Source organism: Streptomyces sp. NPDC058683, from assembly GCF_042716195.1.
In the GTDB taxonomy this organism is placed as follows: Bacteria; Actinomycetota; Actinomycetes; order Streptomycetales; family Streptomycetaceae; genus Streptomyces.
This window is the reverse complement of the sequence record NZ_JBHXSK010000023.1, coordinates 51547-67652: the sequence shown is the minus strand read 5'-3', so window position 1 is coordinate 67652 and position 16106 is coordinate 51547. Positions and strand designations below refer to the sequence as shown.

General features: G+C 69.7%; 9 protein-coding genes and 4 pseudogenes. 11 read left to right on the top strand and 2 right to left on the bottom strand.

Annotated elements, in window-relative coordinates:
• Window positions 1-191: 191 nt before the first annotated feature.
• Window positions 192-1607 (top strand): annotated as a pseudogene (locus ACFWXC_RS25465) (NF041680 family putative transposase); the annotation flags it as partial.
• A gap of 5 nt (window positions 1608-1612) precedes the next feature.
• On the opposite strand, the pseudogene ACFWXC_RS25460 reads toward ACFWXC_RS25465, so the two are convergent.
• Window positions 1613-1890 (bottom strand): annotated as a pseudogene (locus tag ACFWXC_RS25460) (CoA-transferase); the annotation flags it as partial.
• A 339-nt stretch (window positions 1891-2229) separates the two neighbouring features.
• On the opposite strand from ACFWXC_RS25460, the gene ACFWXC_RS25455 reads away from it, so the two are divergent.
• From ACFWXC_RS25455 to ACFWXC_RS25440, 4 genes are all read left to right on the top strand, one after another.
• Window positions 2230-3285: a maleylacetate reductase gene (locus tag ACFWXC_RS25455; protein ID WP_384482230.1), complete on the top strand. Its 1056-nt coding sequence runs from the start codon at window positions 2230-2232 to the stop codon at window positions 3283-3285.
• Between the two features lie 89 nt (window positions 3286-3374).
• Window positions 3375-4244: a dioxygenase gene (locus ACFWXC_RS25450; RefSeq protein ID WP_384482228.1), complete on the top strand. Its 870-nt coding sequence runs from the start codon at window positions 3375-3377 to the stop codon at window positions 4242-4244.
• Window positions 4245-4382: 138 nt separating this feature from the next.
• Window positions 4383-4871: a flavin reductase family protein gene (locus ACFWXC_RS25445; protein ID WP_384482227.1), complete on the top strand. Its 489-nt coding sequence runs from the start codon at window positions 4383-4385 to the stop codon at window positions 4869-4871.
• A 122-nt stretch (window positions 4872-4993) separates the two neighbouring features.
• Window positions 4994-7213, top strand: a complete 2220-nt coding sequence (locus tag ACFWXC_RS25440; RefSeq protein WP_384482225.1) for a LuxR C-terminal-related transcriptional regulator — start codon at window positions 4994-4996, stop codon at window positions 7211-7213.
• 21 nt (window positions 7214-7234) lie between these two features.
• Here ACFWXC_RS25440 and ACFWXC_RS25435 read toward each other — a convergent pair whose 3' ends face one another.
• On the bottom strand, window positions 7235-8761 hold the full coding sequence (locus ACFWXC_RS25435; protein ID WP_384482224.1) for a 4-hydroxyphenylacetate 3-hydroxylase family protein: 1527 nt from the start codon (window positions 8759-8761) through the stop codon (window positions 7235-7237).
• Window positions 8762-8920: 159 nt separating this feature from the next.
• Here ACFWXC_RS25435 and ACFWXC_RS25430 point away from each other — a divergent pair, with 159 nt between their 5' ends.
• The 6 genes and pseudogenes from ACFWXC_RS25430 (at window position 8921) to ACFWXC_RS25405 (ending at window position 16102) form a co-directional block, all read left to right on the top strand.
• The gene (locus ACFWXC_RS25430; RefSeq protein WP_384482222.1) at window positions 8921-11773 is read left to right on the top strand and encodes an AAA family ATPase; all 2853 of its coding nucleotides are present in this window, start codon (window positions 8921-8923) and stop codon (window positions 11771-11773) included.
• A 189-nt stretch (window positions 11774-11962) separates the two neighbouring features.
• Window positions 11963-12457: a hypothetical protein gene (locus ACFWXC_RS25425; protein ID WP_384482220.1), complete on the top strand. Its 495-nt coding sequence runs from the start codon at window positions 11963-11965 to the stop codon at window positions 12455-12457.
• Window positions 12458-12714: 257 nt separating this feature from the next.
• Window positions 12715-12915: a hypothetical protein gene (locus ACFWXC_RS25420; protein WP_384482218.1), complete on the top strand. Its 201-nt coding sequence runs from the start codon at window positions 12715-12717 to the stop codon at window positions 12913-12915.
• 78 nt (window positions 12916-12993) lie between these two features.
• Window positions 12994-14545: pseudogene (locus ACFWXC_RS25415) on the top strand (FMN-binding glutamate synthase family protein).
• 436 nt (window positions 14546-14981) lie between these two features.
• Window positions 14982-15575: pseudogene (locus tag ACFWXC_RS25410) on the top strand (IS110 family transposase); the annotation flags it as partial.
• A gap of 140 nt (window positions 15576-15715) precedes the next feature.
• Window positions 15716-16102, top strand: a complete 387-nt coding sequence (locus ACFWXC_RS25405) for a hypothetical protein (protein ID WP_384482217.1) — start codon at window positions 15716-15718, stop codon at window positions 16100-16102.
• Window positions 16103-16106: the final 4 nt, after the last annotated feature.

The following is a 16106-nucleotide window of genomic DNA, read 5'->3' as shown; positions in this document are numbered from 1 at the left end:
GGCCCGTATGGCGATCCATACCACGATCGAGCGATCACGAACCGAGGAAGATCGGACTTAACGACCTCTAAGTTCTGGCGTCGAACGCGGCTCGAATTTGATCGGCGTTTTCGCAGTTCGGCGGACGTGTAGGCGGCCTTCGTCTGAGCCTGTGCTCCGTCACAGAGTGGATCAGCGCGAAGGCCGTGGTCGTGAGTTTGGTGCATCAGGGCGTCCTGCGGGATGCGCTCGCGGTAGCATCACACTTCCGGTCGGAGCTGTACGCGTGCCTGACTGCGCGGGGCGACGCGTTGTTCGAGTTATGCGATGCGCTGCTGTGCGCGGATGGGCCGGTGCGCACGCTGATCGATCTCGCGCTCGCGCCTGAACACCGCCGGGGTCACGGGGCTCTGTACGGCGGACTCAACCAGGGGCGGATCGATGTGACCCGGCTGCGTCGTGCGCTGGCGTCGATTTCGCTGCCGAGGGCGGCGACGGTCGGCTGGTGCTGGCCGTGGACGTCTCGCCATGGCTGCGGCCGGACGCCAACACCTGCGCTGACCGGGCTTTTTGCCACACGTTCGGGCGGGGCGAGGGCAAGCATCAGATGGTGCCCGGCTGGCTGTGCTCGATCGTGGCCGCGTTGGAGAGCGGCCGCACCTCGTGGACGGCGGTGCTCGACGCTGTCCGCCTGGAGCCCGGCGCCGGCGTCGCGGCGGTGACCGCGGCCCAGATCAGCGAAATCGTCGAACGGCTGGTCGCGGCCGACCAGTGGAAGCCGGGCGACCCGGACGTCCTGGTCGTGCTGGACGCCGGATACGACGCTCCGCGCATCGCCCACCTGCTGGCCGGGATGCCCGTCGAGATCCTGGGACGGCTCCGTTCGGACCGGGTGATGCGACGCCGGCGCCCTCACGCGCAGGGTTCTTCCTGGCTGACCCCAAGGGCGGGTGGCTGCCCAAGCACGGCGTCGAGTTCGTCTTCGGCGACCCCTCCACCTGGGGCGCCGAGCAGGCCATGACGGTCACCGACACCCGCCTCTATGGGAAGGCGACCGCGCAGGCGTGGGACCGGCTGCACCCGCGGCTGACCCACCGGGCCGCGTGGCTGGACCACGACGGACCGCTGCCCCTCATCGAAGGCACCGTCATCCGCCTGGCCGTGGAGAAGCTGCTGAGCGGCGGGGTGAACAAGCCGGTCTGGCTGTGGTGGTCGGGCACCGCCGCGACCGAGGCGGACATCGACCGCTGCTGGCAGTCCTTCCTACGCCGCTTCGACATCGAGCACACGTTCCGCCTGTTCAAGCAGACTCTTGGGTGGACCAGGCTCCGGCTCCGCAGCTCGGAGGCGGCCGACCGGTGGACCTGGCCGGTGATCGCCGCTTACGCCCAGCTCCGCCTCGCCCGACCGCTCGCCGGTGACCTCCGGCGCCCCTGGGAGAAGCCGGCCGAGCCGAACAGACTCACCCCCGCTCGCGTCCGACGAGGGTTCAGGAACCTGCGCACGAAGACCGGCACGCCTGCCGGTGCGCCAAAACGTCCCGCCCCGGTCCCGGCCGACCCCCGGGCTCAAAGAACCGCCACCACGCCACCCGCCATGACGTGGGCAGAGTCCTCGCGACCGGTGAGGTATACAGCTGCCCCGCCCACCACAAGACCGGCACAAGCCCAGGCGACCCGATGTACGAGCCCGTCACCCGCGCGATCCGGCCCGCCGCCAGCAGCACCGCCAGGCCCGACTCCATCGCCCCGCAGTTGTTCGAGACGACCGGCAGCCCCGTTACGCCTCGACCCAACAATGCCCGGATCAATATGTCCGGCACACCGCTAACCCGAACCCGCCCACCGCCAGCGATGCGCCGTCCGGCATATCGGCCACCGCTTCCTCGGCTGTGGCGACCACTTTATCCATCGCTTTTCGCGCTGCCTCTCGCCAATGCGGACCCACCGGGCGTTTCTCCGTAAGGCAATGCACGGGAATTGGGTCGGGCTCGGCCACAGACTTCGAGCATGATGGGAATCGCGGGCCCGCACCTGCACCCACGGTCCAACGCATCGACCCGGTTCACCATCCCGCAGATAGGTGATATCGCACGCGCACCCTGGGGTGTTGGGGCCCTGAGGGTCGCGCGAACAGGGTATTCCCACGTCGCTGCTCGTCATCTTTCACGTATTCCGTTGACGCACATCATTTCCGTGGTGACGCTTCCTTCTAGTCATGAAAAGGCGCGGCAGGACGGAGGGAATCATCATGAAGGAATTCGTGCACCGGGCGCAGATCACCAAGGTGGTCTTCGGCAGCGGAACGCGCAGCCGTATTCCCGAAGAGGTCGATGCTCTCGGATGCCGTCGGGTGCTCGTGCTGTGCACGCCCGGCCAAGCGGACCCAGCAGTGCGGATAGGTGATCTGCTGGGAACGGCAGCCGCGGGAATCTTCGCCGAGGCCGCCCCGCACACTCCTGTAGAGGTCACCGAGAAGGCGGTCGCGCACGCCCGGTCCGTGGCAGCCGACTCGGTGCTCGCCGTCGGCGGCGGATCGACCGTCGGCCTGGGCAAGGCGATCACCGCCCGGACCGGTCTTCCGCAGCTGGCACTGCCCACCACCTACGCCGGCTCGGAGATGACACCGATCCTCGGAGAGACCGAGGGCCGCGTGAAGACGACCCGGCGGCTGGCGGAAGTACTGCCCAGGACGGTCGTGTACGACGTCGAGCTGACGCACACGCTTCCGGCGCCGGTATCGGTGGCCAGCGGCATCAACGCCATGGCGCACGCCGTGGAGGCCCTCTACACACAGGACCAGGACCCGGTCGCGTTCCTGATGGCCGGTGAGGCGCTCGACGCCCTCGCCCGCTCCCTTCCCCTGATCGCGCGACGTCCGGACGACGCGGAGGCACGTGCCGATGCGCTGTACGGTGCGTGGCTGGCCGGCACATGTCTCGGCACGGTGGGCATGGCCCTGCACCACAAGGTGTGCCATGTGCTGGGCGGCACCTTCGGGCTGCCGCACGCCGAGACCCACACGGTCGTCCTGCCCCACGTCATCGCCTACAACGCCCCGGCCGCCGGCGAAGCCATGGCACGCATCGCGCGGGCACTGCCGGGGGACGACCCCGCGAACGCCCTGTTCGATCTCGCGGGGCGGCTCGGCGCACCCAGGGCCCTGCGGGACCTCGGCATGCCCGAATCGGGGATCGAGCAGGCCGCCGAACTCGTCGTGCGGGACGGCTACTGGAATCCGCGTCCCGTGGACCGGAGCGCGGTCCGCGCCTTCCTGACCCGCGCCTGGGCCGGCGAGACGCCATGAACGTCACCAGAGCATCCGCATCCACATCCGCATCCACAGACCGCTGACCGATTCCGTCAGCGACCCCTCAATCACCACAGGAGCACGCCATGCGTGATCTGACCAGCGACACCATCACCGGGGCCGTGATCGCGACCATGCGGGACACCAAGGACCCCCGCCTCGCGGAGATCCTGCACTCACTGGTCCGGCACCTCCACGCCTTCGTACGCGATGTCGAACTGACGGAGGACGAGTGGGTCGCGGGAGTGGACTTCCTGACGCGTACCGGGCACATGTGCACACCGACGCGTCAGGAGTTCATCCTGCTCTCCGACGTACTGGGCGTCACCATGCTCGTCGACTCCCTGAGCAACCGACGCCCCGCCAAAGCCACCCAGAACAGCGTCCTGGGCCCCTACTTCAGGGAGGACCGGCCGGAGTACTCCGACGCCGCCGACATCTCCGGCGGCCTGCCCGGCACGCCGCTGTTCTTCGAGGGACGGGTCGTGGACCGCGAGGGAGCACCGGTGTCCGGCGCCGGGGTGGACGTCTGGCACAGCGACGCGGACGGCCACTACGACATGGAGGTGCCCGGGCAGGTCGACACGGCCATGCGCGCGCTGTTCCGAACCGACGAGGCAGGACACTTCGGCTTCCGCTCCATCCGCCCGGCCAGCTACCCGATCCCCGGTGACGGTCCGGTCGGCGAACTCATGAGCGCCACCAGCAGGTCGCTGATGCGCCCCGCCCATGTGCATGTGCTGATCGCGGCCGCGGGATTCCAGCGCGTGACCACCATGCTCTTCCCCTCCGACGACCCGTACCTGGACGCGGATCCCGTCTTCGGGGTCAAGCAGTCACTGCTGGAGTCCTACGACACGTACGAGGCCGACGCGGGTCCCTGCCGTGGCCTGACCGATGTGCCGTACACCCTGCTGCGCCGCACCTTCGTCCTCGAACCCCTCCCCGCGGACTGACCTCACTGCCGGCGGCGCCGCACACGTCACGCCTTGCCCGAGCGACATGTGCGTCCACACACCGACCGGGACCGACCGGGTGCCATCCCGCGGCCCGCGCCACACACCGACGTCCCCCCACTTTCACGGAGGTCCCCGATGACTGAAACCCTCGACACCGCAGTCGATTTCCGAGCCACGATGGGCCGGCTCGTCACGGGTGTCAGCGTGATCACCACATGCTCCGGAAGCACGCCCATCGGCATGACCGCGAGCGCGGTGGCCGCCCTCTCCCTGGCCCCGCTCCAGCTCATCGTGTGCATCGGCAACCACCTGTACACGCGGACCGCGATCGCGGAGCACGGCCGCTTCGCGGTCAACGTACTCGGCGAGGACAGCGAGCTCCTGGCGCGGAACTTCGCCGTCTCCAAACCGGACAAGTTCGCCGGCGTCGAGACCATCGACGATTACGGCGTGCCGGTGCTGAAGGACGCCATCGCGGCCGTCGTCTGCGATGTCGCCGAGGCGCTCCCCGGCGGCGATCACACCATCTTCGTCGGTGACGTCCTCTTTTGTGCACACCGGGTGGACAGCCGACCGCTGGTCCACTTCGCCGGCGGCTTCGGCGCGCTCAGGGCCTCGCAGTAGGCCCCGGCGGCGACCGCGGTCCCCCTGACCGGCCCACCGATGCCCCCGATGTCCGGCTCTCGCAGGCGAGCCACGGCCGTCGGGGGCTCCCGCTCGTTCCGACCGACTTCATGGAAAGTGCCATGACCAGTTCCGTGTCAGCCTTCAAGTTGCATCCTCCGGCCCAGCCGCCGCATCTTCTGACCCGTCCGCGACTGCTGCGCCGGCTCGACGCGGCCACCGAGCCCGTGGTGGTGGTCTCCGCGCCCGCCGGTGCCGGAAAGACGGTGCTGCTGACCGAGTGGTCGCGGGACCTGGCGGCTCGCGGCGAGTGCGCCTGGCTCAGCCTGGACGCCTACGACAACGCCCCGGACCGGCTCTGGGCGGGCATCCTGCGCGCGCTGCACCAGGCACGACCGGACCTGCCCGCCCGCCTCGACGAGGACGAGTGGACGGTCGGCACCTGGCTCGACGAGACCCTGCCCACCGTGCTGACCAGGGTGGGCGTGGCGGGACCGCTCACGCTGATCCTCGACGGACTGGAGTCCGTCACGGACGCCGACGCGCAGCGCACCCTGGCGGACTTCCTGACCAGACTTCCGCACGGCTTCCGTATCGTCCTGTCGACCCGGCACATTCCCGGAAGCCCCCTTCCGGTCCTGCGCGCCCGGGGTCTGATCGCCGAACTCGACCAGTACGACCTGGCCTTCACCCGCGAGGAAGCACAGGCAGTGCTCACCGGTCTGCTCGGATCCGCTCCCACCGCGGAGAGGTCGCGTGTACTGCACGAGACCACCGAGGGATGGGCTGCCGGGCTGTGCATCATGGGCCGCGCCCTGGCCCGCTCCGGGAACCCAGCCGACGCCGAGGGGCCCTTGGCCCGCGGCAGGCAGGCGGTCACCGAGTACCTGGCCACCGAGGTCCTCGACCGGCTCACCACCGAACAGCGCCGGTTCCTGCTCCGTACCGGTGTGCTCGACGAGTTGAGTGCCGGCCCGTGCCAGGCCCTCGCCGGAGACCGGGCGGGCGCCCTGTTGCGCGAGCTCGCACGAACCGTGCAACTACTGGTGCCCGTGACGGCCGAGGCGTCGGCGTACCGCCATCACAGGGCACTGGCCGCACTGCTGTCCGACGTCCTCGAATCCGAGGGACCGGACACCGTTGCGCCCCTGCATCGGTCGGCGGCTCAGTGGTACTCGCGGCAGGGGCGGACGACCGAGGCGGTACGACACTGGATGCTGGGCGGAGACGAGTCCGCGGCCGTCGCGTCGGTCCTCGACGGATGGGAGAAGGCGATCTCGGCAGGCCATGGTGCGCGCGTCTCGCAGTGGCTGGACATGCTGCCGCATCGCACGGTGGCCGCCGACGCGCGCCTGTGCGTCGTGGCGGCGATGACCGCCCTCGCGAAGGGCGCGCCCGAATCGGCCTGCCGCTGGCTGGACGTGGCCCTGCTCAGGCAGACGGGAGCACAGACCGTCGGCGAGGGCGGCACGGTCTGCGACGCGACAGCCGTCGCCCAGGCTGTGGCCTGCTGTCTGAAAGGGGAGATCCTGACCGCCGACCGGCTCGGCGCAACCGCCGTCACGGGGACCCTGCCGCTGACCTCCTGGCGTGCCCTGGCCGGTACGGCCCGCGGTGCCGCGCTGCTGTGGACCGGCCGGTACGAGGAGGCGGAGGCATTGCTGGGCGAGGCGACCCGCGACGCGCACGCCGCCGGGCACGGCCTGGCCCTCGTCCGCGCGCTGGGTCTGCGGACCCTGTGCGCACTCCTGGCCGGGCGCCGTGAACTGGCACTCGTCCTGAGCGACGAGGCGCTCCGGGAGATCGCGACGGCCGGCCTGGACCGGCATTTCGTCTCGGTGCCCGCCTACGTCGGCCGGGCCGGCCTCCTCCTTCAGGAGGCACGCCTCGACGAGGCCGAGCAGGCGCTGGCCGACGCGGAAGCGGCGCCGGCGGGCTCGCCCGGGACGGGCAGCGAACCCCACGTGCGCGCACTGTGGCATTTCACGCGGTCGCGGCTGGCGAGCGCGCGGCGCGACGCGAACGCGGCGCGCGAGGCCCGGGAGGCGGCCGAGCGGGCGGCGGCCAGATGCGAGTCGCCCGGAATCCTGACCGACCTGCTCGGCCGAGCAGAAGGGGCTGCGGCGGTCACACCCGCCGCCCCCCGTCCCCAGGACCTGTCGACGGGGGAGCGCCGGGTGCTGCGTGCGCTGTGCGGCTCGCTGACACTGCGTGAGATCGCCTCCGAGCTGTATGTGTCCCACAACACTGTCAAGACACAGGTACGCGCGATCTTCCGCAAGCTCGACGCACACGGCAGGAGCGAGGCCGTCGCCAGGGCCCGGGAGTGCGGTGTGCTGTGATCCGGGCCCTGACCGCCGCTCCTAGGCGTCCTGACGTGAGGCGTCCTGCCGCCGGGCGTAGTTCGCCTGGGCCTCGTACGCGGTCTCCTCCTCGTCGCGCACGCCCTCGATGCCGCAGACCTTGCGCGCGAGGTCCGCCATGGCGCCGTTGGGGGACATCTCGGCGCGCTTCATGGTGAGCGAGCGGATGGCCAGCAGAGGCGTGCCGTTGAAGTTCTCGAAGACGCCGATGCGGTCGCCCCAGTCGGACAGGAACATGTCGCGGATCACGCGGCTGATCTTCAGCCGGTCGTGCGGCCTGCCGACCGGTCCGGTCTGCAGCGCTTCCAGCCACGGCCTGAGTTCGGGCTGCCGCCACTGCCCCTCGGTGGGGTAGATCAGCGCGGCACGGCCGGCCAGGTCGATGAGCTCGTGCACCATGTCGGTGATGTGCTCGATGTAGTACGCCCGCCCGAAGTCGAACATCAGGACGTTCGGCTTGAAGATGCCGCCGGGCGTGTAGAACCCCTGGGCCTCCGAGCCGACCACGTGTGCCTTGAGCGACTGGTGGAAGCCGGCGAACCTGGCGATCCGGGCCTGGACCGGCGGCAGCTGATAGGTGCCGATGTGCTCGGTGATCAGCAGGGCCAGACCGAGCATCAGCTCGGCCTTCACCGTCGCCCGCACCAGCGAGTGGTAGTGCAGCCAGTCGAAGACGCGCTGCGGGTACAGCGACGCGTGCTGGGGGTTGCCGATGTGGAAGACCCGGTTCCAGGGGATGAGCACGTCCTCGAACACGATGATGCTGTCCAACTCGTCACCCTGCGAGGCGAGCGGGTGCTCCACCTCCTCGCCGTCGCGGACGTTGCTCTCGCGGCAGATGATGGTGATCCCGGGGGTGTCAGGCTTCACCGCCCCGTAGATGATCTGCTCCGCGACGATGCCGGGGCGGTAGAAGACACCGATGTGGATCCAGTCGCCGAAGGCCGCGCCGGTGCTGATCGCCTTCACACCCCGTACGGTGATGCCCTCGTCCGAGGTGGCGACCACCTTGAGGGCGGGGGATTCGGCCTGTGCGGAGTCACGCGAGCGGTCCGCCTGCGGGTCGACGAAGGCCGGCGTCGCGTTGAGGTCGCCGTCGCGCACCTCGTTCCAGAAGTCGAGGAGCCCCGCGGTGAGGTCCCTGCCGTCGGTCCCGACGGACTGGCTGCTCCAGGGCTCCGGGTCGTCGACGTACGTCAGCAGGACGTAGTTGTTCACGTCCGGTGTGCGCGGGATGGCCCCGCCGCCCATTTCGCGCTGCACCGTCTCCAGGTACTCCCGCTTGCGCCGCAAGTCGTCCGCGGAGCGGTGCTGGAACCAGGTCATGGACCGCCGTACGCCGTCCTCGTCCACGAACGTCATGACGTCCTGGAGGTCCGGGCGGTGGTGAAGGTCGTAGAAGGCCGCGAGGCTCCGGGCGTACGCCCGGGTCTTCGGGTGCGTGGCCACGTTGTCGACGAGTTCGTCACCCACCCACACCCTGCGGCCGTCGTTCAGCGCTGCCAGGTATTCCTTGCCTGTACGCACGTCGTGCTCCTTTCCAGGGGCAAGAGATCTGGATGGCACGGAGCATGCGTCGCGACAGGGTGAGCCGGCGGCCCTGAAGGGATGTTCACCCGGGTGAAAGCCGTGGTCACCGGGGAAGCGGCGTTGAGGGCGGATGTGACCCTGCGCCATGCTGGCCTCATGCACAGGACAGACCCCGCCGGTGACGACGCCGGCGGGCGTGGGAACCGGGCCATGACCGGGCTGCGCCTGCGGGGACGGGATCGCGAGATCATGGCCGCCCGTGAGGCACTGGACGTGGTGCGCGGCGGACGGGGCGCCTGCGTCGTCGTGGAAGGCACGGCAGGCGTCGGCAAGAGCCGGTTCCTCGCGGAGCTGGACGGGATGGCACGGCGATCCGGGTTCGACGTGGTCTCGGTACGGGCCGACGAACTCGACCAGTACGCGGCAGGAGCCGCACTGCAGTCCGCTCTGCAGCCTTCCGACGGCTCCCACCGGGCCCTCTCGGCCGCCGACGACCAGCGACTGTGGCTGCTGGACAGCATCGCGGACGCTCTGGAGGAGCGGGCTCAGCGCGCGCCGGTTGCCGTGCTCGTGGACGACGTCCAGTGGGCCGATCCCGCCACGCTCTTCGTACTGCGCACCCTGCCCGGACGGCTGGCAGCCTCGCGGATCCTGTGGGTGCTGGCGGTACGGTCGGACGCCGAGCGGCCGATCGTGGCCAGGGTCCGGGAGGACCTCGAACGCCTCGGTGCCCGATGGCTCACCCTGGGGCCCCTGCCACAGCGGGAACTCCAGTACATCGCGGCCGATGTCCTCGGGGCGACGCCGTCACCCGGACTGGCCAGGCTCCTGCGCGGCGTCGCGGGCAACCCCTTCCTGGCTCTCGAACTGGTACGCGGCTTCACCGACACCGACGTCGCCAGGATGGAGGCGGGCGAGACCGGCCTTCTGCGCGACGGCATCCCCGTCAGCTTCCGCCGCAGTGTCGCCGCGCGGGTGGACCGGCTCCCCGAGGACGCCGTGCACCTGCTCCAGATCGGGTCCGTCCTCGGCCGCGAATTCGACCTCGGTACGGCCGCCCGGATGATGGGCAGGCAGGTCGGCAGCCTGCTGTCCGGCGTCGACGCCGCCCTGAACGCCGGTCTGCTCTCGGGCGACGGCCCGCGACTGGCCTTCCGCCACGACCTCACCCGGCAGGCGGTCCACGACAACCTGCCCCTGGCCGTGCGGACCGCCCTGCACCGGGAGGCGGCCGACAGCCTGCGCGGCACCGGAGCACGGCCCGCGGAGGTGGCCTGGCACGTCGTGATGTCGGGCGGCCCGGTCGAGGACCATTCCGTGACCACCCTGGCCACCGCCGTACGGGACATGGCGTCGTCGGCCCCCGACGCGGCCGCGGACCTGGCCCAGCGGGTCGCCGGCCTGCTGCCCCCGCACGACCGGCGCCGCATCGCCCTGCTGACCGACGCAGCCGAGTACCTCGGCCGCACCCGCCGGGTCCACGAGGCGCTCGACCTGGTCGACGCCACGCTGCCGGAAGGCCTCGAGCCGCTGCAGGAGGCGCGGCTGCGCCTGGTGGCCGCCGAGATCGACCAGGCCGCGGGCGACGACGCCGCCGCGATGACGCACCTGCAGAAGGCGCTCGACCTGCCCGGGCTGCCGTCCGACCTGCGAGTCCGGCTGCTGAAGACAAAGGCGACGGGCCATGTCTACCTGGGGGACATCGCCGCCGCCGAGCAGACCGGGACCGGGCTGCTCGAGGCCTCCTTCGGCAGCGACGATCCGGCCGTCGCCGTCAGCGCCCTGGTGTTCCGGTCACAGGTGTTCTTCTACCGCGGCCACCTGGCGCGCGCCCTCGAACTCGCCGAGGAGGCCACCCGGCGCGCCGGCACCGAGCCCGCCGCGCTCTATCTGCGACCCCCGCGGATCCCGGCACTGTGGCTGGCCACCGTACTGACCGTCACCGACCGGCTCGCGGACACCGAGCGGACCCTGCGGGAGGGACAGCGCGAGGCGGAGGCGCTGGGCCTGGGCTGGTCACTGCCCCACTGGCACGCCGCCCGTGCCTGCGCGCTCCTCGAACAGGGAGCGCTGGACGACGCGGCCGTGGAAGCCGAGGCCAGCCTGGCCGTGGCGGACGAACTGGAGATCACCCTGCCGAATCCGCAGGCCCGCGCCGTCCTGGCACTGGTGGACATCAGACGCGGTGACCTCGCCAAGGCCAAGGACCACCTCGGCACCGCCGACACCGGCTCCGGCACACACACCCAGCGGTACGGCCCCTGGGTGTCCTTGGCCCGCGCCTGCCTGACGGACGCCGAGGGCGACGCCGGCGCAGCGGCGGCGGTACTCGCGGAGAGTTTCGAGACCCAGGAACCGGCGCGGCTGCTGGCACTGCCCCCGTGCCACTGGCCCGAGATCGTGCGCACCGCGCTCCGCGGCGGGAACCCGTCGCTCGCCCACGCCGTGTCGGGCGCCCTGCTCAGCCTGGACGCACAGGATGAGAGCCGGCAGATCATCGGGGCGGTCCGCGCCCACGTGGACGGACTGCTCCAGCACGACTCCGGCGCGCTGGCGTCCGCCGTCACCGGCTACCGGAACACCGGCAGGCCATTGGCCCTGGCGGCGGCCTGTGAGGACCTCGCCGAGCTGATGGCGGAAGCGGGCGACACGACATCGGCGATCCCGTACTTCGAAGAAGCGGGCCGTCTGACGTCGGCCTCAGGGGCCGGGCGCGACCAGGAGCGAATCCGGGGGCGTCTGAGGCGGCTCGGCGTGCGGTCCGGCCCCGTGCGGACCCACACGGCCGGCCCCCAGGGATGGGAGGACCTGACCGAATCCGAGCGGAGACTCATCCCGCTCGTCGTCGGGGGCCTCACGAACCGGGCCATCGCCGACCGGCTCTACGTGTCCGTGCACACCGTCAACACCCATATGAAGCACATCTTCGCCAAGCTCGGCATCAACTCACGGGTCGAGCTGACCCGGCTGGCGATCGAGCGGGGCACCGGCACCGAAGCGGCCGACTGACCGGGTGCACCGACCGGGGAGTCAGGTGACAGAGATCCCCTGAATAGGTGACGCCCGGCTCCGGCCGCACCGGCGACGCTGGACGCGACGGCGCGGCCTCCGGCACGGCGTCCTCCGGACCGGCAACGCCGCCGGATCCGAGCGTGACCGAAGACGAGCCGGCGGAGCGAGACCGACAGGAGCAGCGGCGTGCCCGGACGCGCATCGAGGTCGCAGACGAACAGCCGGTCGCGGCCCGGGGCAGCCGGATCCGGTTCCCCGACGGGCCAGGAGCGCACATACCGCGACCAGCTCCGCACCGCCGTGTCCGCGAGCGCGGCCCCACACGGATACACCCTCGCCTTGTGGACCGCCACCACGGTCACGTCTTCCGGGCGCGGCGCCCCAGGACCGGCCGAAGTGCTGGCGCTCCTCGCCGGTGCGACGCTCGCCTTCGTCGCGCTCAGCGCTGTCGCGTACGGCGGTGCCGCAATGACGCCGGACGGGCGCGGTCGGACCGGCACACGGATCTGGGCGGCCTTCCATCTGCCCATGGCAGCCTGCGCCGCGCTGGTCGGCCTGCTGCTGACCCGGTGCTGTTCCGGAGCCCTCCTGTGGGGGCTCGTCGGAGTGACCACGACGTCGGTGTACCTGCTCGGTGTCAGCGTCCAGTTCCACTGCTTCGCGGTTCGCCGGCACCACTGATAAGCCCCGGCGAACGCAGAGGAAACGCAGGTCAGTGAAGCGTCCCGGTGCCTATGCACTGGACGGCCGCATCTACCTGGTGGATACCGAAGACTGCGCCCTCGTCCTTTACTCCCGGGGTGAAGTGATCGGCGAGGGATGCGACTTTTCCAGGTATGTGCGGTGCACGGGACAATCGCCAGATTGCGCGATGTACCCGACCCCGTCCCGGTCAACACTCATTGTGTCAGCGATTGCTCACGCAAGGAGGAATGGCAATGGAAAAGCTCGTACGGGGCATCGCGACCGCAGCCGCGTCTCTCGCCGTCGTCGGAGGCGCTCTCCTCACCGCCGGAGGTACCGCGACAGCGGCCACCCTTCCACCGGCAGCTTCTGCCCCCACCAGGGCAGGTGTCGTCGCGGAGGCGCACGATCCCTGGATCCGGGGCCAGCTCGTGGCGTTCGGGTACGTCAGCTGACCCGTAGGTCCGACATCGTCAACCACTGGACCTCGGTTGGAGGTTCGCCCGTACCGGGGAAAGACACCCGTTCCGCACATGATCAGAACTGCGGTGATCGGGTCCGTCGCAATCGCCCTTGGTGCCATGGCATCGATCGTCTCCCCATGGTGGTGGCCGATAGCCCTGTTGTGCGCGGCGATAGCCGGAACAGGCACTCACGACCTGCTCCAAAGGCGCCATTCAGTCCTGCGCAACTATCCGGTACTGGGGCATGCCCGTTTCATGCTGGGGTCGATCCGGCCGGAGTTGCAGCAGTACTTCATCGAGCGCAACTACGATGGGCGGCCATTCGACCGGGATGTGCGCAGTCTCGTCTACCAGCGCGCCAAGGGAGCCGAAGCCGAGCTTCCATTCGGTACCGAGCGGAACGTCTATGCCGAGGGATACGAATATGTCGAGACCTCGATCAGACCACTCCCGGCGGGGGGCGAAGAGCCCCGGGTCCGCATCGACGGCCCGGACTGCACCAAGCCCTACAACATGTCCTTGCTCAACGTCTCGGCGATGAGCTTCGGTTCGCTGTCTTCCAAGGCCATCCTCTCCCTCAACCGGGGGCAGCCGACACCGGTGAGGGCGGCCTGTCGGAGTACCACCTGCGTCACGGCGGCGACCTGGTCTGGGAGATCGGTACCGGATACTTCGGCTGCCGCACGGCGGACGGCGGTTTCGACCGTGCGAGGTTCGCCGAGAAGGCTGCTCACGACCACGTGAAATGTGTGTCGCTCCAGCTGTCTCAGGGAGCCAAGCCCGGCATCGGGGGAGTGCTGCCGGGCGAGAAGGTCACGGCCGAGATCGCCCGGGTACGCGACGGTCCCGACGGGCAGACCGTCATCTCGCCGTCCTCCCACCAGACCTTCGGCACGCCCCGCGAGCTGATCCGGATCATCGCGGAGATGCGTGAGCAGGCCGGGGGCAAGCCGGTCGGCTTCAGGCTGTGCGTGGGCTCCCAGCGTGAGTTCCTGGCGGGGTGCAAGGCCGTGATCGAAGAGGGCACCGCGCCGGACTTCATCATCGTGGACGGAGCGGAGGGTGGTACCGGAGCAGCTCCGCTGGAGTTCGCCGACCACCTCGGCAGTCCACTTACCGAGGGACTCATCACCGTCCACAACGCCCTGGTCGGCACCGGCCTGCGAGACCGGATCAGGATCGCGGCCAGTGGAAAGGTTCGCCACGGGAGCCGACATCGTAAAGCGCCTGGTGCGGGGCGCCGACTTCACCAACTCGGCACGCGCCATGACGTTCGCCATCGGGTGCATCCAGGCGCAGAGCTGCCACACGAATGCGTGCCCCGTCGGCATCGCCACCCAGGACCCGCGCCACGCGCGTGAACGGCCACGACAAATCGGCGCGGGTCCACCGCTTCCAGTCCGCGACCGTGAGGAGCGCACAGCAGATCATCGCCTCGCTGGGCGTGCGCGAACCCGCTGATCTGCGCCCCCACATGCTGCGCCGGCGCCTGGACCCGGTTACTGGCCAGTCCTACGCGGAGCTCTACGAATGGCTGGCTCTCGGGCCGTTTCTGATCGAACCGCCCGAGTCCTGGGCGGCGAACTGGAAAGCCGCGGATCCCGACCGTTTCGACTCATGACCTTGCGCGCGAGCGAGCGAAGATCCGCTCATCCGGCGACAGTCTCATGGCCATGCGATGACGCACAGGAAGTCCTGACCGTACACCGAGCACTCACCAGATTATGCGATGCCTCGAATGCCTTCCCGATCAACACTGGCTGTGTTGGTAGTCATTGCTCCGTCGGAATAGAGAGTGTGTTGCACGATGAGCGCCACGCATACCGCCCCAGGACACATGCCGACCGAATCAGAACCCGCCCCGTCCGGTCGCACACGCGCCCCGGAGTGCGTCACCGCTGATCTCGACTCTCGTCACAGTGAGCCGAGTCAGATATTCGCCTACGAACTGGATCCCTGGCTTTCGGCATGGCTGGCGGCCGGTCAGGAGAACCGTAGTGAAACGGAGTAGGGATCGCCGCGCCGCGCACCGTTGGAGCCGAGGAGCCGACAATGAGTGCGACGGAGCCGCCCTGGCCATCGCGATCCTCCTCAACCACGACCAGTCGGTGCTCTACCTATCCGGCCGTGCCATCCACTGTGCCTCCGAGGGTTACCGCGGCGAGGGCAAGACCGGCGCCAGGGACGCCGCGGTCATCGCCGACCAGGTTCGCCTCCGGCGTGACCTGCACCCTTTACGCACCGGAGATGAGACCGTCACCGACCTCAAGATCCTCACCGGCCGCCGCATGGATCCGGTCGCCGACCGGACCCGCACCGTCAACCGCCTCCGCGCCCAGCTCACCGGCATCTTCCCCGTCCTGGAACGGGCCCTGGACCTCACCAACGTCGGCCCTCTCACCCTGCTGACCGGCTACCGGACCCCGGCCGCGTTGCGCCGAATCGGCGCCAAGCGCCTGGGGACCTGGCTGCGCAACCGCAGCGTTCGCAACGCCGATCAGTTGGCCGAGACCGCCCTCCAGACCGCCGGGCGCCAGCAGACCAGCGCGCCCGAGGAGAAGTTGACCGCCCAGATGGTGCGCACGCTGGCGCAGGAGGTGATTGCCCTCAACCAGCAGGTCGCCGAGATCGACAAGCTCATCGAGGCCCGGTTACATAATCCTTGAGCAGCACCGAGAGACATCAGAACAAGGAGCACAGCACGCTTGAGGATGCGGCAGCCCAGACCTCACCTCCATAACCAACAGAACAACAGAATGTTGTTCTGTTGGAAACTGGATAGGATGGCCGCATGGCATCCGATGCTCAGAACACCGCTCGCAGCAGACTCTCCGCCCTCGCGGAGGATCCCACTGCCAGCTGGGCTCCCGCTCGCCGTCTGGAGCAAGACGCCGCGCTCCTGGGACGCCTACTGATGACCGCCGCCAACCATCAGCAAAGCGGCGGACACACCCCTGATCTGACAGCTGACGATCTGGGGGCCGGACTGAGCCTGTTCGAGGACATGCGCGCGACCCTGGACCGGCTAGAGACCCAGATAGTCATCGAAGCCCGGCGCCGCAGCATGGACTGGCGGCAGATCGCCCAACACCAGAGGCTGAACTCCTCCCAGGCAGCCTCGCAGCGCTACCAGCGCCTGATGACCCGCCTCGAAGAAATCCGCCAAGGCGTCCGGTAGGGGA

Coding starts and splice junctions, on each gene's coding strand:
- ACFWXC_RS25455 (WP_384482230.1), top strand. CDS start 2,230: ATGAAGGAATTCGTGCACCGGGCGCAGATCACCAAGGTGGTCTTCGGC.
- ACFWXC_RS25450 (WP_384482228.1), top strand. CDS start 3,375: ATGCGTGATCTGACCAGCGACACCATCACCGGGGCCGTGATCGCGACC.
- ACFWXC_RS25445 (WP_384482227.1), top strand. CDS start 4,383: ATGACTGAAACCCTCGACACCGCAGTCGATTTCCGAGCCACGATGGGC.
- ACFWXC_RS25440 (WP_384482225.1), top strand. CDS start 4,994: ATGACCAGTTCCGTGTCAGCCTTCAAGTTGCATCCTCCGGCCCAGCCG.
- ACFWXC_RS25430 (WP_384482222.1), top strand. CDS start 8,921: ATGCACAGGACAGACCCCGCCGGTGACGACGCCGGCGGGCGTGGGAAC.
- ACFWXC_RS25420 (WP_384482218.1), top strand. CDS start 12,715: ATGGAAAAGCTCGTACGGGGCATCGCGACCGCAGCCGCGTCTCTCGCC.
- ACFWXC_RS25405 (WP_384482217.1), top strand. CDS start 15,716: ATGGCATCCGATGCTCAGAACACCGCTCGCAGCAGACTCTCCGCCCTC.